15 protein-coding genes and 1 pseudogene are annotated in these 14,777 nt (G+C 68.3%); 11 read left to right on the top strand and 5 right to left on the bottom strand.

The window, feature by feature from the left end; translation table 11 throughout:
- Both map and ABS73_RS16275 read right to left on the bottom strand, forming a co-directional pair.
- The coding region (gene map / locus ABS73_RS16280; RefSeq protein WP_286693559.1) for a type I methionyl aminopeptidase at positions 1-567 on the bottom strand (567 nt) is incomplete at its 3' end.
- A gap of 81 nt (positions 568-648) precedes the next feature.
- On the bottom strand, positions 649-1,542 hold the full coding sequence (locus ABS73_RS16275; protein WP_277021725.1) for a LysR family transcriptional regulator: 894 nt from the start codon (positions 1,540-1,542) through the stop codon (positions 649-651).
- A 168-nt stretch (positions 1,543-1,710) separates the two neighbouring features.
- On the opposite strand from ABS73_RS16275, the gene ABS73_RS16270 reads away from it, so the two are divergent.
- From ABS73_RS16270 to ABS73_RS16245, 6 genes are all read left to right on the top strand, one after another.
- Positions 1,711-2,712 carry an NAD(P)-dependent oxidoreductase gene (locus ABS73_RS16270; protein ID WP_277021726.1) on the top strand — a complete coding sequence of 334 codons (1,002 nt, stop codon included), beginning with the start codon at positions 1,711-1,713 and terminating at the stop codon, positions 2,710-2,712.
- A gap of 1 nt (position 2,713) precedes the next feature.
- On the top strand, positions 2,714-3,397 hold the full coding sequence (locus tag ABS73_RS16265) for an RraA family protein (protein WP_277021728.1): 684 nt from the start codon (positions 2,714-2,716) through the stop codon (positions 3,395-3,397).
- Positions 3,398-3,427: 30 nt separating this feature from the next.
- Positions 3,428-4,399 (top strand): Bug family tripartite tricarboxylate transporter substrate binding protein, encoded by a 972-nt coding sequence (locus ABS73_RS16260; RefSeq protein ID WP_277021731.1) that lies wholly within the window; start codon positions 3,428-3,430, stop codon positions 4,397-4,399.
- Positions 4,400-4,452: 53 nt separating this feature from the next.
- Entirely contained in the window at positions 4,453-4,926 is a 474-nt protein-coding gene (locus ABS73_RS16255; RefSeq protein ID WP_277021734.1) for a tripartite tricarboxylate transporter TctB family protein, read from the top strand.
- A 2-nt stretch (positions 4,927-4,928) separates the two neighbouring features.
- A complete protein-coding gene (locus ABS73_RS16250; protein ID WP_277021736.1) occupies positions 4,929-6,443 on the top strand; it encodes a tripartite tricarboxylate transporter permease in 1,515 nt (504 codons plus the stop codon).
- Positions 6,444-6,744: 301 nt separating this feature from the next.
- Entirely contained in the window at positions 6,745-7,014 is a 270-nt protein-coding gene (locus ABS73_RS16245; RefSeq protein WP_277021738.1) for a hypothetical protein, read from the top strand.
- 1,582 nt (positions 7,015-8,596) lie between these two features.
- On the opposite strand, the gene ABS73_RS16240 is transcribed toward ABS73_RS16245, so the two are convergent.
- Complete coding sequence (locus ABS73_RS16240) at positions 8,597-8,821, bottom strand: DUF1127 domain-containing protein (RefSeq protein WP_277021739.1); 225 nt, start codon at positions 8,819-8,821, stop codon at positions 8,597-8,599.
- Between the two features lie 360 nt (positions 8,822-9,181).
- Here ABS73_RS16240 and minC point away from each other — a divergent pair, with 360 nt between their 5' ends.
- From minC to ABS73_RS16220, 4 genes are all read left to right on the top strand, one after another.
- The gene (minC, locus tag ABS73_RS16235) at positions 9,182-9,862 is read left to right on the top strand and encodes a septum site-determining protein MinC (RefSeq protein ID WP_277021741.1); all 681 of its coding nucleotides are present in this window, start codon (positions 9,182-9,184) and stop codon (positions 9,860-9,862) included.
- Complete coding sequence (gene minD, locus ABS73_RS16230) at positions 9,859-10,707, top strand: septum site-determining protein MinD (RefSeq protein ID WP_277021743.1); 849 nt, start codon at positions 9,859-9,861, stop codon at positions 10,705-10,707. The genes minC and minD overlap by 4 nt, the downstream gene beginning before the upstream one ends.
- Positions 10,704-10,979: a cell division topological specificity factor MinE gene (minE, locus tag ABS73_RS16225; protein WP_136858060.1), complete on the top strand. Its 276-nt coding sequence runs from the start codon at positions 10,704-10,706 to the stop codon at positions 10,977-10,979. Before minD ends, minE begins: the two co-directional genes overlap by 4 nt.
- A 288-nt stretch (positions 10,980-11,267) precedes the next feature.
- On the top strand, positions 11,268-11,936 hold the full coding sequence (locus tag ABS73_RS16220) for a DUF1236 domain-containing protein (RefSeq protein ID WP_277021747.1): 669 nt from the start codon (positions 11,268-11,270) through the stop codon (positions 11,934-11,936).
- An 82-nt stretch (positions 11,937-12,018) separates the two neighbouring features.
- On the opposite strand, the gene ABS73_RS16215 is transcribed toward ABS73_RS16220, so the two are convergent.
- Positions 12,019-12,486, bottom strand: coding sequence for an Lrp/AsnC family transcriptional regulator (locus ABS73_RS16215; RefSeq protein ID WP_277021749.1), 468 nt, complete (start codon positions 12,484-12,486; stop codon positions 12,019-12,021).
- 102 nt (positions 12,487-12,588) lie between these two features.
- On the opposite strand from ABS73_RS16215, the gene ABS73_RS16210 reads away from it, so the two are divergent.
- Positions 12,589-14,025, top strand: a complete 1,437-nt coding sequence (locus tag ABS73_RS16210; RefSeq protein ID WP_277021751.1) for an aminotransferase class V-fold PLP-dependent enzyme — start codon at positions 12,589-12,591, stop codon at positions 14,023-14,025.
- Between the two features lie 13 nt (positions 14,026-14,038).
- Here ABS73_RS16210 and ABS73_RS16205 read toward each other — a convergent pair.
- Positions 14,039-14,777 (bottom strand): annotated as a pseudogene (locus ABS73_RS16205) (hypothetical protein); the annotation flags it as partial.

The raw sequence follows: 14,777 nt of genomic DNA, 5'->3' as shown, positions 1-14,777 counted from the left end.
CCGGTCGCCCCGGGTGGGCCAGGTCGGGACCTCCTCGGGGGCCTCATGCAGGGCCTTGCCGACCCCGTGGCTGGCCAGGTTCCGGATCAGCGTATAGCCGCGTTTGGACGCAAAGGCGCCGATGGCATTGCCGATCCCGGCCAGCGGCTTGTCATGCCCGACCTGCGCGATGCCGATCTGCATCGCGCGCCTGCCATCGCGGCACAGCCGGTCAAGCGACGGCGGAACGGGGCCCAGGCAGAAACTGGCCCCGGTATCGGCGAAATAGCCGTTCAGGGACGCGGACACATCGATATTGACCAGATCGCCCGCGGCTAGCACCCGCGCGCCGGGGACGCCATGGGCGATCTCTTCGTTGACGCTGATGCAGGTCGTGCCGGGGAAATCATAGGTGGCCTTAGCGGCCGATACGGCGCCGTCACGCTCCAGCAGGTCTTGGCCGATGCGGTCCAGCTCAAGCGTGGTCATGCCGGGCTCCATGGCCGCCGCCATCGCGTGCATGGTGTTCGCCACGATCCGGCCGATTGCTCTCAGGCCGTCCAGGTCGTCTTGGTGCGTGATTGTCATGTCGTCTTTGTACCGCGCCGGGGGAGGATCTCAAGGCATAACCTTGGAACGCGCCTGACGGCAGGCAGCCTTGAGGGGCCCCTATGACGGTTCCCGGCGGATCCCATAGGCGCCCGAACTGGCGGCCAGCAGGTCATGGAACTGGTCGATGATGACGCCCCGATTGCTGGGGACGCGGTCCACCAGGCCGATCTGGCGGCGGATCTGCGGCGTGCCGAAGGGCAGCCGGACAAGTGCCTCGGCACCCGGTTCGGACAGCGCCACGTCGGGCACGACCGACACGCCCATGCCTTCGGTGACGCAGGACATGATGGCGGAAATGGAATCCAGCTCCGCGATAACCTGCGGGGCGGCGCCCATGCGCGACAGCTCGGCATCGATCAGGCTGGCCAGCGGCACCTGCGCGCAAAACCGCAGATAGGGTTGGGCCGCCAGAATCGCGTGCACGGTCGGCGCGGCCATTGCGGCGGGGGCGATCAGCCACAGCGGCTCGTGCAGGAAGGGCCGCCAGCGGATCTGGGGACGGATCGCCAGGTTCTCGGCGACGACCGCCGCGTCCAGGCGCCCGGCCGAGACATCCTCGATCAGCGTCGCGGAATTGGCCAGCCGCAGGTTCACCTTGAGGCGCGGGAACGCCAGCCGCATCCGCGAGATGGCGCGCGGCAGCACCCGCAGCGCGCTGGTGCGCACCGAGCCGATGACCAGCACCCCCTCCAGCCCGCTGCCGGACAGGACGGTGCGCGCCTCTTCCTCGCGGCGCAGCATGTCGCGCGCCATCTCGACCACCTGCGCACCCTGCGCGGTCAGGGCCGGGGGGCGGGTGGCGCGCTCAAAGATTGTAACGCCCAGCTCGGCCTCCAGCGCGCGAACCTGCTGGCTGACGGCCGAGGGGGTGACATGCACCGTCTCGGCCGCGCGGGAAAAGCTGTTGTGCTGGATGATCGCCAGCAGGGTGCGCAGCTGTCTGGTGTCCATGTTCAGTTCTGCTTCATCTAAGCTTCAATTATTGGCGTTTCCGTTAAGCCAGGTTTCGTCATAGCACAGAACGCAGGAGGGTGGACCGGATGTTTGGAGGCATTGCGGTCCGATGATCCCAATCAATGAACCCGGCCGGCCGCAGGGCCGCCTGCGGAGGATGATGACGTGACGACGATATTGGTGACGGGACCGCGCCTTGACGCGGCGGCGGTGACACTGGCCGAGGAGCGGGGCGCCACGCTGGCCTTCATGCCGCCCTATGCGGACGAGGCCAGCCTGATCGCGGCGGCCCGCGAGACGGGGGCCTGTGCGATCCTGTCGCGGATGGGCCGCGTCAGCGCGGCGGTCATCGCGGCGGCCCCGGCGCTGCGCGTCATCGCCAAGCATGGCGCGGGGGTGGACAACATCGATCTGGCCGCCGCTGCAGAGCGCGGCATTCCGGTCCTGTCCGTGCCCGGCGGCAATGCGGTCTCGGTGGCCGAACATACGATGGCCTCGGTCCTGGCGGTGACCAAGCAGCTGGCGGTGCTGGATGCCGGGATGCGCGCGGGCCGCTGGGACAAGCCGGGCTTTCTGGGGCGAGAGGTTGCGGGCCTGCGGATGGGCCTTGTCGGCATCGGCGCCATCGCGCGGGCGACGGCACGCATGGCGCAGGGTTTCGGCCTGCAGCTGTCGGCCTATGACCCCCACGCGCCCGATGCCGTCTTTACCGAGGCGGGGGTCGAGCGGATCGCCGATCTTGACACGCTGCTGGCGCGGTCGGACATCCTCAGCCTGCATTGCCCACTGACGGCCGAGACTCGGAACCTGCTGGACGCGCGGCGCCTGGCGCTGTTGCCGCAGGGCGCGGTCGTCGTGAACACCGCCCGGGGCGGGCTGATCGACGAACCTGCCCTGCTGGAGGCGGTGCGCGGAGGCCATCTCAGCGGCGCGGCGCTGGACAGCTTTGCGGTCGAGCCGCCCTCGGCGGATCACCCGTTCTTCGGGGAACCGCGCATCCTGCTGTCGCCCCATGTCGCCGGGGTCACGGCCGAGGCGGGCGCCCGCGTCGCCCGCGCCGCCGTCCAGGGCGCGCTGGACATCATCGAGGGGCGGCCCGTGCCGCCCGAACGGATTGCGAACCGCCACCTGCTGCGCGAGAACGCGCCCGCGGCGGAAGGAGTGTGACATGACCATCGGTTTCCGTATCCTGCCCCGCCGCCAGGGCGTCAGCCCTGATCTGGTCGCGCGTTTCAAGGCCCTGCCGGTCGCCAATGTCAGCGACAGCATGCACCGCATGGCGGCGGCGGGCCCGCGCCTTCGGGCCTATCACGCCAGCGGCACGCTTGCCGGTCCGGCGCTAACCGTCAGATCGCGGCCCGGCGACAACCTGATGCTGCACAAGGCCATCGACATGGCCCATCCGGGCGACGTGATCGTGGTCGATGCCGGGGGCGATCTGACCAATTCGCTGATGGGAGAGCTGATGCTGGCCCATGCCATGCGGCGCGGCGTGGCGGGGTTCGTCCTGTGGGGCGCGATCCGCGACGCCGATGCGATCCGCGAGGCGAACCTGCCGCTCTGGGCGATGGGCGTCACGCATCGCGGCCCCTACAAGGACGGCCCCGGAGAGATCAACGTGCCCATTGCGCTGGAGGGCATGGTCATCGAGCCGGGCGATCTGATCCTGGGCGATGGCGATGGCGTGCTGTCGGTGCCCGTGGCTGACGCTCCCGGCGTGCTGGAACGGACCGAGGCCAAGCAGGCCGCCGAGACCGCGCAGATGCAGCGCATCAAGGCGGGCACGAACGACCGGGCCTGGGTGGATGACACGTTGCGCCGCCTTGGCTGCGCGATGCCCGACAGCGCCTGACGGCGAGAGAATATGAGGAGGAGGAACCCCATGAAGACGATCACAACAGCAGCCATTCTGGCGATGACCACCGTGCTGGCCCTGCCGGTCATGGCCCAGGACTATCCCACGGGCAATATCGACATGGTCGTGCCCTATCCCCCCGGCGGCGGCACCGACATTCCGGCGCGGCTGATCTCGGACTGGCTGACGCGGGACCGGGGCTGGAATTTCGTGGTGCTGAACCAGCCGGGTGCCGCGGGCACGATCGGGCTGGACCAGCTGTCGCGGGCCGAGGCCGACGGCTATACCATCGGCATCGGCCAGACCGCGAATATGGCGATCAACCCGGCGATGAACGCCGAGGTCGCCTATGACCCGCTGACCGATTTCACCCCGATCATTCCCATCGTGACCCAGCCCGTCGGCATCATCGTCCCGAACGATTCGCCCTTTGAGGATTTCGGCCAGCTGGTCGAGGCCGCCCGCGCCGATCCCGGTTCGCTGCTCTATGGCACGCCCGGTCAGGGCACCGGCGGGCATATGGCGATCGAGCGGCTGATGCAGCAGGGCGATCTGGAGTTCGAACAGGTCCCCTATTCCGGCATCGCGCAGGCGATCTCGGATGTGATGGGGGGCGTGGTCGATTTCTACGTCGGCAGCGTCCCGAGCGTGCTGCCCCATGCCAATTCCGGCAGCGTGCGCCTGCTGGCCGTAACCTCGCTGGAGCCGTTCCCGATCATTCCGGATGTGCCGACCGTCGCCTCGTTCGGCTTTGAGGGCTATGAGGCGCAGGACTGGAAGGCCGTCGTCGGCCCCGCCGGGATGCCCGATGAGGCCGTGGCCGCGCTGAACGCCGCCATCAACGAGGCGCTGCAGGACCCCGCGCTGATCGCGAATTTCGAGACTCAGGGCAGCGTCGTCATGGGCGGATCGCCCGGAGAGTTCCGCGCCTTTCTTGCCAGCGAAGTCGAGACATGGGCAGGGGTCGTCGAGGCCGCCGGACTGACGGCTGAGCGCTGAGACCACGGCTGCGGGCCGCACCACGGCCCGCAGCCTTTCAGGGAGGGGGAACGATGTCAGTCGATGACAGAGCCGATCTTGCGGCGGGATTGCTGGTGGCGTTGGTGGGCAGCGCGGTCGCGGTCTATGCCGCCAGCAGCTATGATCTGGGCACGCTGCGGCGCATGGGTCCGGGCATGTTCCCGATGGGCCTGGGCGTGCTGATGGCGGCGCTTGGGCTGATGCTGGCCTTTGGCGCAGCGCGGCGGACGCGGGCGCCGCTGGAGTTGGCGCGCGACAGGATCGGCGTCGAGTTCCGCAGCGCAGCGCTGGCCACGGCGGGCGTGATCGCCTTTGGCCTGCTGATCCGACCGGCCGGTCTGATCCTTGCGGTGCTGGCGGTCGTCATCATCCCGGCCTTTGCTGACCGCAAGAACCGGCCGCTGCCGATCATGGTGCTGGGGGTGGTGCTGACGGGTTTGGCCGTCGCGATTTTTCCGTGGCTGCTGGGCCTGCCGATACCGCTTTTGCCGATGGGGATGCGCTGATCATGATGGACAACCTTGCGCTTGGCCTGCAGACGGCCCTGTCCTTCGACAACCTGCTGTGGTGCTTTGTCGGCGTCTTCGCGGGCACGCTGCTGGGGGTCATTCCCGGCATCGGGGTGCTGGCGGCGATCTCGATGCTGCTGCCGCTGACGTTCCAGCTGGACGCGACGGCGGCGCTGATCATGCTGGCCGGGATCTGGTATGGCACCAGCTATGGCGGCAGCACGGCCTCGATCCTGCTGAATGTGCCGGGCACGCCGTCCAGCGCCATCACCGCGCTGGACGGCTATCCCATGGCGCGGCAGGGCCGCGCGGGGGTCGCGCTGCTGATGACGACCATCGCGTCTTTTACCGGTGGGTCCATCGGCATCCTGCTGCTGATGGGCTTTTCCGGCAGCATCGCCCAGGTCGCGCTGCAATTCTCGTCGGCGGAATATTTCGCGCTGATGCTGCTGGGGCTGGTCGCGGCCTCCAGCATGTCCAGCGGCGCGATGAGCAAGGGGCTGATCATGGTCTGCTTGGGGATGCTGTTCGGGCTGGTCGGCTCGGACGTCTATACCGGCACGCGCCGCTTTACCTTCGGCATGATCGAGCTGGCGGACGGCATCGCGCTGGTCGCGCTGGCCCTGGGCATCTTCGGCCTGTCCGAGGTCATCGCCAGCATCGGCAAGATCGACGCCAAGGACATCGACAGCCGCTCCATCGGGCTGAGGTCCATGAAGCCCACGCGGGAGGACATGCGCCGGTCCTGGCGGCCGATGCTGCGGGGCGCGGCGGTCGGATCGTTCTTCGGCACGCTGCCCGGCACCGGGCCGTCGATCGCGGCCTTCATGTCCTATGCGATGGAGCGCCGCATCTCAAAGACCCCCGAGAAATTCGGCACCGGCGAGATCGAGGGCATCACCGGCCCGGAATCGGCCAACAACGCCGCCGACCAGACCGCCTTCATTCCGACGCTGGCCCTGGGCATCCCCGGCAGCGCCACGATGGCCCTGATGCTGGGCGCGCTGATGATCCACGGCATCGCGCCGGGGCCGCAGCTGATGACCGAACAGCCCGCCCTGTTCTGGGGCCTGGTGATGAGCTTCTGGATCGGCAACCTGCTGCTGCTGGTCCTGAACATCCCGCTGATCGGGCTGTGGGTGCGGCTGCTGACGGTGCCCTATCACTGGCTGTTCCCGGCGGTCCTGATGTTCATCTGCATCGGAACCTACAGCGTCAATTCCAGCGGCTTCGACGTGCTGATGGTCGCGATGTTCGGCATCTTGGGTTATGCGCTGCGCCTGCTGAACTTTCCGCTGGCCCCGATGCTGCTGGGCTTTGTCCTCGGCCCGATGATGGAGGAGCATTTCCGCCGCGCCATGCTGTTGGGGCGGGGCGATCCGATGGTCTTTCTTTCGCGCCCGATCAGTGCGGTCGTGCTGCTGCTGACGCTGGGGCTGTTGCTGCTTGGGGTACGCTCGACCCTGAAGGCCCGCCGCCGACAGCCATTGGCGGATGGCCGCGCCAGCCCGTAGGGGCGTTGCGGCCAATCCTGATGCTGTGCGGCTGCACGTCAGGCAGCATGCCGCGGCGCGCCTGAAGGGTCCGGCCCTTCAGTAGTGCTGCCCAAGACAGGAGTGACGCGGCGCAGGCGCCCATGACGGCGTGGGCGTACGGGGCCAGAGCCTGCCCGGCGATGACGCAGTCGTCGACGTCGGCCTTGGTATATGCCCCCGTATCGGCCATTTTCAGGAGGTAGATGCCCATCGACTGCCCGGGGAGGGCGCAAAATCGATCCCGTTGGGCTTGCGGACATCGCCGAGGCCGTCGGCACAGGTGCCGGTCGGCACATCGCAGTCCATCGCCGCCGCCCTGCGCGGGCTGCCGCCGCTGGTGGGGCTGATGGTGGGGCTGTTTTCGGCCTATGTGCTGCTGGTGAACCGCCAGCTGGGGCTTTCGGTGATCATCGGGGCGGCGGTTCTGCCCGCCCTGGTCGGGCATCTGCTGACCCGCCGCCCATCCGCGCAAGCCGGGGATCAAGCCTCTGCTGCGCCCCGCGCTGCTGATGGCGGTGGTGATCCTGGGATTTGCTCATGGCGCCAATGACGCGGGCAACATCGCCGGGCCGCTGTCGGTGATCCTGAGCGGGCAGGGGCTGAGCGCACAGATCGGCGTGGTGCCGGTGCTGGTCTGCTGCGGGTTCCGTTCTCGGGCGAAACTGTCCCCCGGACAGTTCCTTGTTCCCTCGGACCCTTTGGTCCAACCGTCCTGGCGACCGCCCCTTATTTTCGTGCGCAGGCTGGGGGCCTGTTCGGCGCACCTCTGGAGGGTCCGTCGCTTTCCACGCGGAGCCAAGCGGGATGGGCGCCTGATATCGCCTGAAAGGTGAGCCATGGGAGCCTTTCCCCGGAGGTATGGGGCGACGGAGCGATCCGCAGGGCGTTTTCGACCGTCACCCGACGCGCGCATCTGCGCCAGAATGCGCGGCGCCCGGGGTCCTTGCGCAATGCCGTGGCGAAGCCTCTGGTGGTGAACGCATCGGGCCGAAGACCGGGACCTGCCGGTCGTGCAGACAGCCGCGAACGCGCAAGTCAGGGGCATGCTGGCATGGTCAAACCCGGCCTCACCGGATGCCACAGCCGGGTGGCAGCCTTGGCGCGGGACCGGCGGGCAGACCATCGGCGGGAACGCGATCGCCAGGGGCGGTGGAAACGCACGGCACGCGGCCCAGCACGATCGCAGTTGTTTGCGCCCAACGGCCGGCCGCCTTGATGCCCCCTTGGCCTTTGACGGCTTCGTCGCGCTGAGCGAGCGTGCTTGGCCTGCCTGTCTGACCAGCGTCGAATGCGATCGCGACATGTGTCGTGCGCCGACCGTGCCGACGTCGAGCGGATCCATCCGGACCGACATGTCGCGACCGCCGGGGGACACATCTCGGCGGGCATCTCGCGTAAGCCAGCGTGGCCGCCCCGGACGATCCATGTTCGGCGGCACTTCCTGGCGGTCCTGCAGCGCAAGCCTGGCGCTTGAGGCTGGTGCTCTGTCGGAACGGTCCGCCTGCCCTCAGGCAAGCGCAGAGCCAGATGATGCACAAGCCGGGCGGCAACCGCAAGTTGGCCCCTATCCCCGCCCCGGTGCTGCAGCATCACGCGCAGGCCGTGCCGACGGCGGTCGCGCCGGCCCTGGCCCAGGACGGGGCGACCAAGGCCCATGTGCCTCACCTGTCCTGCACCGCCTGGTCGATGGGATTATGGTTCGCGGGCCGACCCTGGATATCCCGCAGGCGCTGGCCCTGTGCCGCGCACTGGTGGCGGGCGATATGAGCCTATGCGCAGGTGCGCCGGAGCAGGCCGTCACCATGCTTCTCACTCCGAAGACGCAGGGCTGTCACGGACCTTATTGGTCGAACCATGGGACCGGTCGCCCCTCGGATCGGGCTTGATGGCGTCTTGGCCACGGCAAAGAGGGCAGACCACGCCCTAAGCCCTTACCCGAACACGCAGATCGCCGCCGTCCCCGTCACAAATCCCGCACCGTCATGCGTGACAATCACCCCGGCATGGCCGCCGTCTGCGCCTGAACGGTCGTGCTGCGGGGGCACAAGACAGGGGCACCGGATCAGTTCTCAGGCCTTCGGTGATCCTGGCCAAAGCGCCCAGGGTCAGCGAACAGCCGCGTCAGGACGGCCTCAGCGGGCCGGTCCCCAAGCCGCTTCGTGGGCCAGCGCGGTGATCATCGAGCGGTTGATGCCCAGGTCGTCCAGATCGCGGGTGGTCAGGGCGTTCAGCTCACGCACGGTCTGGCGGTAGATGGCGCGGCGGGCGCGGCTGTCCTGCATCCGCTGGATCGCGGTCGTCAGGCGGGTGCGCAGGCCTGCGTCGGTGGCGGTGCGGTTCTGGGTGATGGCGGTCATGGTCGTATCCTTTTCGGTTCGTCCCGGCGGCACCGGTCCCGGATTGGCCCGGTGCTGCGTTGACCGTTAGATGGCGCTAACATCGGCACCTTGCAACGCACGCGCACGTCGGTGCTGCCATGCGACGGGCGCATGGCGGCGACCGCCGCCGGGTCGGCGCGGCCCGAAAATGCGGCGGGTTCCTGCTGGAAATGGCCGGAGTTTCTTCCGTTGGCGCCCAGTTCGTGAAATGGGAGGTCAACAACAGCGTCGCGGCATCGAATCGCGATCCGCCCAGAGCAGGAGCACAGTCTCGACGTGTCAAAAGGATACGCCCGGAACCGGCAGGATTCCGTCACGGCCGCCTCGGCCGCATTTCAGGTGAGGGGCCGGTTCCTGACCGCGCTGGTCCTGCGCATCGACGCCGACAGCGTAGGCGACGCCTTTTATGCGCAGCTGGACGAACAGCTGCGCACGACGCCGCAGTTCTTTTCGGGCGCGCCGATGGTGCTGGACCTGGCCCATGCGCCGGGCCTGTGCGACGCGGACCCTCTGGCGGCGCTGCTGGCGCATCTGCGCAACCGCGATCTGCGTGTCTTTGGCGTCCAGAACGCCGACCGGCTGGACGGCGCGGTGCTGGAGGGGCTGGGCCTGATCGCGGTGACCACCGGCCGCGACGCGCCCCTGCCGCGCGCGACGGCTGCGGCACCTGCCGCCGATGCGCCGCCGCCGCTGCGCAACAAGGTCGTCCACGCGCCGGTCCGTTCGGGGCAGCGGGTGATGGCCGAGCATGGCGATCTGACGGTGATCGGGTCGGTGGCCTCCGGCGCCGAACTGGTCGCGGCGGGCAACATCCACGTCTATGGCACCCTGCGCGGTCGCGCGATGGCGGGATGCCACGGCGATGAGAGCGCGCATATCTTCTGCCAGAATCTCAGCGCCGAGCTGGTGGCCATCGCGGGCCTCTACCAGACCAGCGAGACGCTGGACGCGGCCGCGCTGAACCGCTGCACGCATATCTATCTCAAGGATGAAAAACTCTGCATGGAGGTGATCGCATGACGACAGAACCCAAGACCAATCCGCCCCTTGGGCGGATCATCGTGATCACGTCGGGCAAGGGCGGCGTGGGCAAGACGACGTCGTCCGCCGCGATCTCGGCCGCGCTGGCCAAGAAGGGCTTTCGCACCGTCGTCATCGATTTCGACGTGGGTCTGCGCAACCTGGACATGACCATGGGCTGCGAGCGCCGGGTGGTGTTCGATTTCATCAACGTCATCCAGGGCGACGCCAAGCTGAAGCAGGCGCTGATCAAGGACAAGCGGGTCGACACGCTGTCGATCCTGCCGACCTCGCAGACCCGCGACAAGGACGCCCTGACCAAGGAGGGCGTCGAGAAGGTCCTGACCGAGCTGAAGTCCGATTTCGACTATATCATCTGCGACAGCCCCGCGGGCATCGAGCATGGCGCCCAGATGGCGATGTATTTCGCCGACGAGGCCGTGGTCGTGACCAACCCCGAAGTGTCCTCGGTGCGCGACAGCGACCGCGTGCTGGGCCTGCTGAGCAGCCAGACCCGCCGGGCCGAAACCGAAGGCGCCGAGCCGATCAAGGCGCAGGTCCTGATCACCCGCTATGACCAGGAGCGCGTCGAGAAGGGCGAGATGATGACCGTCGAGGACGTGCTGGAGATCCTGGCCGTGCCGCTGCTGGGCGTCGTCCCCGAAAGCAAGGCGATCCTCAAGGCGTCGAACGTGGGCACGCCGGTCACGCTGGACGGGCCGTCCGCCGCGGCCGAGGCCTATCAGGACGCGGTGTCGCGGCTGACCGGAGACACGGTCGAGATGCGCATTCCCGGAGAGCGCCGCCCCGGCCTGCTGCAGCGTCTGTTCGGGCGGGCGTCATGAGCCTGTTCGATTTCGTCCGCCGCAAGGCCCCGCCCAAATCCGCCCAGACCGCCAAGGATCGCCTGCAGATCCTGCTGGCGCATGAACGCAGCAGCAGCGGCACCGCCGAGGCGGATTACCTGCCGATGCTGCAGCGCGACATCGTCGCGGCGATCCGCAAGCACGTTCCCATCGGCGACAAGGATGTCGAGGTCCGCATGGAGCGCGGCGACCAGATGTCCAGCCTGGAGATCAACATCGAACTGCCTGCGGTCAAGTCGAAGACCGGCTGACCCTGGCGCGGCGCGCGCGATATCGTCCCGCGCGCCCGGACCGTCGTGTCGCGCCGGGGGCGGCGCTCCGTGTCGTCCTGGAACGCCTGGCGCGATACGGGCCGTCATGGGGGACGATCGGGCATCCCGGTTCGGGATCGGTCAGGTGCGGGGGCACCGGCGGCGATCCGCCTCACCCGAACGTGTGCGCGCCGTGGCCCTTGGTGCGTCGTGGTCGCGGAACCGGCACGCCTGCGACAAGTTGACACGGTATGAACGGGCGCCACGCCCGACAGACCGGAGATATCCATGAAACAGTATCTTGCATCCACCTTCGTCGCGGCGATGGCCGTGGCGGGCGCGGCCTCGGCGCAGACCGCCGCCACCGTCTCGACCGACCTGAACGTGCGGTCGGGTCCGGGCGTGCAGCACGGGGTGATCGGCGCCATCGGCACGGACCAGGAGGTCTCGGTGATCGGCTGCATCGACAGCGCGAACTGGTGCCAGGTCAGCAGCGGCACGCTGGAGGGCTGGGCCTATGGCGACTATCTGAACGTCCGCGCGGGCGATGAGGTCGTCTCGCTGTATCCCAATCGCGAAACGGTCGGCGTGACGATCATCCAGGCCCCGGTCGAGGACCCGACGACGGGCCAGGACACTGCTGTCGGGGGTCTGGGCGGCGCGGCCATGGGTGCGCTGATCGGCGGACCCATCGGTGCCGTCGCGGGTGCCGCGATCGGCGGGGCCAGCGGTGCCGCCGCAGCCGAGGAGCCGACCACCGAGGTGACCGCCTATGTCACGACCAACGCGGTCGAGCCGATCTATCTGGACGGAGAGGTCGTCGTCGGCGCCGGCGTGCCCGAGACGGTGACGATCTATGATATCCCCGACCAGCCGGACTATCGCTATGCCCAGATCAACGGGCAGACGGTGCTGATCTCTCCGCAGGATCGCCAGATCATCCACATCTATCGCTGAGGGCGGACAGACGCCCCGCGTGTAAGAGACGGACCCGCCCCGGCGATCATCGGGGCGGTCCACACGGTTGCCAAGGGTTCGGTCAGACCGGCAGGTCGCGGCGGTCCGCGATGGCCTCCATCGCGATGCAGGAGGTGACCGTCTCCAGCGCGGCCCCGGCGATCAGGCGCTGATAGATGCCGTCGAAATCGTTCATGTCACGCGCCACGATCTTCAGCATATAGTCGTAATCGCCCGCGATGCGGAACACGTCGATGACGTTCTCGATGCCCAGCACGGTCCTGCGAAAGGTCGTCAGCCATTCGGTCGAATGATCCCGCGTGCGCAGCATGACAAAGACGGTCAGGCCCAGCCCGATCCGGCCGTGATCCAGGCGCAGCGTCTGGCCGCGGATGATCCCCGCCTCCTTCAGCCGGGCGATGCGCCGCCAGCAGGCGTTCTGCGACAGGCCCACGCGTTCGGCCACGTCGCGCTGCGACAGCGAGGCGTCGCGCTGCAGCACGCGCAGGATCGCGGAGTCGATGGCATCCAGCCGCATGTCTTGGGTCATATGATCGCAAATTCCTGTGCAGTGGCATGAAACAGGGAATGATTATGCCCCGCGCATCAGGGATTGTCGTGTGAATACGCCCCCAGATGCAAGGTTTGACCCATGAGCACCACCCCGGACCTGTTCCAGCGCTTTCACGCGGATCTGAGCGGGCGCGACGCGATCGCGTCCCTGCGCGCGGGCCTGATCGGAGAGGGGGTGATGGTGCCTGGGCCCGCCGGTCCGAACCCGATGATCTATGCCGATTACGTGGCCTCGGGTCGCGCCCTGCGCCAGATCGAGGATGCGATTACCGCCGATGTCCTGCCCTATTACTCCAACGCGCATACCGAGGCGTCCTATTGTGGCCGCCACATGAACCGCCTGCGGGCCGAGGCGCGGCGCATCATCGCGCAGGCCTGCGGCGCGACCCGGGATCATGCGGTGATATTCGCCGGTGCGGGGGCGACGGCGGGGCTGTCCAAGCTGACGCATCTGCTGGGCATCGACGCGATGGTCGCGGCGGGGCGGTGCCCGCTGGTGCTGATCGGCCCCTATGAGCATCACTCCAACATCCTGCCCTGGCGCGAATCCGGGGCCGAGGTGACCGAGATCGCCGAAGGCCCGACCGGCGGCCCGGACCTGGCCGATCTGGCCGCCCATCTGGCGGCGGCAGGCCCGCGTCCGGTTCTGGGTGCGTTCTCGGCCATGTCGAACGTCACAGGCATCGTCAGCGATGTGGCGGCGATCACCGGCCTTCTGCGGCGTCATGGGGCGATCAGCGTGTGGGATTATGCCGGGGCGGGGCCCTATCTGCCGATCGACATGGCCGTCGGCATGGATGCCGTCGTCCTGTCGCCCCACAAGTTCATCGGCGGCCCCGGCGCATCGGGCGTGCTGATCCTGCGCCGCGACGCCGTCAGGGCCGCGCGCCCGACCGGCGCGGGCGGGGGCACCGTGCGCTTCGTGTCGCCCTGGGGGCAGGATTACGCGACCGACGTCATCGCGCGCGAGGAGGCGGGGACGCCCAACGTGATCGGCGATATCCGCGCCGCCCTGTGTTTCCAGGTCAAGGACATCATCGGCGCCGAGGTGATGGCAGCGCGGCTTGCGGCATTGCGCCAGCGCGCCGTTGCACGCTGGCGCGAGGTTCCGGGGCTGGAGATCCTGGGCCTGTCCGGGGCAAAGGCGCTGCCGGTCTTTTCGTTCCTGATCCGCGGGCAGGACGGTGCGGTCGTGCATCCGCAGCTGGTGTGCCGCATCCTGTCGGATCATTTCGGCATCCAGGCGCGCGGCGGATGTGCCTGCGCCGGGCCCTATGCGCATCGGCTGCTGGGGCTTGACCGCGCGGGCTCGGACCGGTTGCGGCAGGATATCCTGGCCGGGCAGGAGGTCGCCAAGCCCGGCTGGACGCGCCTTGCGTTTTCCGTGCTGATGGACGACGCCAAGGCCGATGTCATCATCCGCGCCGTGGCCCGCATCGCGTCCGATCCGGCAAGCTTCGCCCAGGGCTATCTGGTGGATGAGCGGACCGCGCGGTTCACCCCAAGGGCCGCGTAACGCGGCCCCGCCGTCAGCGCGCCGCCGTGTCGCCCCCCAGGTCCCACCACAGGCCCGCCATCACGCGCAGCGCATCCCGGCAGACCGGCTTCAGCACATGTTCGTCCGGTGCGTGTTGCGAACAGCCCCGATAGGAATGGGGCACCCAGATCGTCGGCAGCTGCAGGATGTCGGCAAAGCTGTCATTGGGCAGCGACCCCGCAAGGTTCGGAAGGATATGGGGCGGCTTGCCCGTCGTCTGCTGGATTGATGCCGCCACCCTGCGGACCCATGCGTGATCCGGGTCAAGCCGCGTGGCACGGAAGAATCCGCGATCATGCGCGATGATCTGCACCGCCTGAAACCCCGCGGCATCCAGATGGCGGCGCAGCGCCGGCAGGATATCGTCGGGGTCGGTGCCGACCACATAGCGCAGCTGGCAGGTCGCCCGCGCACTGGCCGCGATGGCGTTGACGGGCGCCTCGGGGACGCCGGCGGTCATCGCCAGGACGGCAAAGCTGTTCCAGCCATAGGCACGCTCGACCGGGGTCAGGTCGGCCTCGCCCCAGTCGTGATCGACGGCGGGGCCGTCGCGGCTCTCGATGGGCAGGTCCCGCAGCGCTTCCCGGACCGGCGGCGTCAGGCTGTCGGGGCGCCATTCCGCGATCGCGATCGGCGTTGTTGCAGAACTCGGCGTTGAGGCGTGATTTCCCCTTACCCCATTAAGCTCATGCCACGCGCTCGATCTCGGCGGTGCCGAGGGCGTTGAAGCG

The sequence above is a fragment of the Paracoccus sp. SCN 68-21 genome (assembly GCF_001724535.1).
GTDB classification, from domain to species: Bacteria; Pseudomonadota; Alphaproteobacteria; order Rhodobacterales; family Rhodobacteraceae; genus Paracoccus; species Paracoccus hibiscisoli.
The sequence above is the reverse complement of the archived record's forward strand: the minus strand, read 5'-3'. Positions and strand labels throughout refer to the sequence as shown.

Coding starts and splice junctions, on each gene's coding strand:
- ABS73_RS16260 (WP_277021731.1), top strand. CDS start 3,428: ATGAAGACGATCACAACAGCAGCCATTCTGGCGATGACCACCGTGCTG.
- ABS73_RS16275 (WP_277021725.1), bottom strand. CDS start 1,542: ATGGACACCAGACAGCTGCGCACCCTGCTGGCGATCATCCAGCACAAC.
- ABS73_RS16255 (WP_277021734.1), top strand. CDS start 4,453: ATGTCAGTCGATGACAGAGCCGATCTTGCGGCGGGATTGCTGGTGGCG.
- ABS73_RS16265 (WP_277021728.1), top strand. CDS start 2,714: ATGACCATCGGTTTCCGTATCCTGCCCCGCCGCCAGGGCGTCAGCCCT.
- minD (WP_277021743.1), top strand. CDS start 9,859: ATGACGACAGAACCCAAGACCAATCCGCCCCTTGGGCGGATCATCGTG.
- ABS73_RS16210 (WP_277021751.1), top strand. CDS start 12,589: ATGAGCACCACCCCGGACCTGTTCCAGCGCTTTCACGCGGATCTGAGC.
- ABS73_RS16250 (WP_277021736.1), top strand. CDS start 4,929: ATGATGGACAACCTTGCGCTTGGCCTGCAGACGGCCCTGTCCTTCGAC.
- minE (WP_136858060.1), top strand. CDS start 10,704: ATGAGCCTGTTCGATTTCGTCCGCCGCAAGGCCCCGCCCAAATCCGCC.
- ABS73_RS16215 (WP_277021749.1), bottom strand. CDS start 12,486: ATGACCCAAGACATGCGGCTGGATGCCATCGACTCCGCGATCCTGCGC.
- ABS73_RS16220 (WP_277021747.1), top strand. CDS start 11,268: ATGAAACAGTATCTTGCATCCACCTTCGTCGCGGCGATGGCCGTGGCG.
- ABS73_RS16240 (WP_277021739.1), bottom strand. CDS start 8,821: ATGACCGCCATCACCCAGAACCGCACCGCCACCGACGCAGGCCTGCGC.